Origin of the sequence: Hydrotalea sp. AMD, assembly GCF_004100315.1 — a bacterium.
Taxonomy (GTDB): Bacteria; Bacteroidota; Bacteroidia; order Chitinophagales; family Chitinophagaceae; genus Hydrotalea; species Hydrotalea flava.
Genome location: NZ_SCKY01000081.1, coordinates 1 through 1,609 on the forward strand (window position 1 = coordinate 1; position 1,609 = coordinate 1,609).

General features: G+C 35.2%; 1 protein-coding gene. It reads left to right on the plus strand.

The genetic code is table 11. The annotated features are described in order from the left end of the window. Positions 1-99: 99 nt before the first annotated feature. Positions 100-1,593, plus strand: a complete 1,494-nt coding sequence (locus tag EO766_RS18110) for an IS1634 family transposase (RefSeq protein ID WP_074419367.1) — start codon at positions 100-102, stop codon at positions 1,591-1,593. The last annotated feature ends 16 nt before the right edge of the window (positions 1,594-1,609 follow it).

Genomic DNA, 1,609 nt, shown 5'->3' on the forward strand with positions numbered 1-1,609 from the left:
TCCTGACTTGTCCGCCTTTCCATAATCCAAACAAATAGTTTCTGATAATCAACTACTTATGATACTTTTTATCTATTTTGACCGCACTAACCAGGTCAAATGCTACACATTAGAATTGTAAAAACAAAGGGAAATTCTCGTTCTGTACAAGTTTATCATTATCAAAACAGTAAACGGGTTATCATCAAACATATTGGTTCAGGAACTACTAACGAAGAAATATTTGCCCTGGAAGAAATGGCCAGGCTATTTATTGCTGATTATACCAAACAATTATATCTATTTGAAGATTCCAAACCTGGCGAGGAGGCAGTATTGGTTAGTCAATGTGAATTCATAGGGATTTACCTTACTTATTTGTACGATGTATTGAGAGCCGTGCAGCACCAAATTGGTTATACTTTAGAAGCGGATGCTTTGTTGAATGATTTTGTAGTGATTCGAATCGTTGAGCCTGGTTCCAAACTTCGTTCTATTGAGTTAATAGAATCTTATTTTGGCATTAAACACCGCAGGCAACAGTTTTATGAATCAGCACATAAATGGCTTGTTTTAAAGGAAAGAATAGAGAAAAAAACGCTTGATTTTGCCAGAAAACAATATGGATTTGATTTTTCTTTATTGTTCTATGATGTTACGACCCTGTATTTCGAAACATTTACGGAGGACGAACTTCGCAAGAATGGATTTTCTAAAGACAACAAGTCGCAACAACCACAAATTGTGGTGGCACTCATGGTTACACCCGAAGGCTTTCCTGTAAGTTATGAGGTGTTTTCAGGTAATACATTTGAGGGTCATACGTTGATTCCTGTCATTAAATCTTTTATCAAAAAACATAAAGTAGAAAACTTTACGGTCGTTGCTGATGCAGCCATGATAAGTACCGAAAATGTGGAGGCATTGAGAGTAGAAAAAATCAACTATATAGTAGGTGCAAGGCTAGGTAATGTGTCGGCCCACTTGTTGGAAACAATAGATGCGAAACTTCCAAAAATAGATGGGAGCGTGATTCGGCTTAAAACAGAAAATGGCTATCTAATTTGTAGCTTCTCTAAAAAGCGCTATAATAAAGATAAATTTGAGATGAACAGGCAAATAGAGAGAGCAAAATTGATGCTGACTCAACCCTCAAAAATGAAGAGGGTAAAATACCTCAAATCAGGCGATAGTAATATGATGCTGAACGAAAAGCTTATTGAAAAAACCACAAAGCTACTGGGGATTAAAGGATATTATACAGACATTAAAGAAGCTGTTGCCGATAATGCAACCATAATAAGTCGCTATCATGATTTATATAAAGTAGAACAAGCATTTAGGGTCTCAAAAAACGATTTACAAACTCGCCCAATTTTCCATTTTAAAGAAGAGCCCATACAATTACATATACTTATTTGCTTTATGGCATTAGCTATATCAAAACATATTGAAATAACAGCAACATTGTCCATAAGAGCATTTTTAACCCATTGTAAAAAGATCACAGATGCCCGATTAATAAATAAAATAACCAAAAAAGAAATAAGAATGAGAGCTCATGTGCCGAATCATCTACAAGAAATTATCACAAAAATTCTTAGACCGCACTAAATCGGACAAGTCAGGA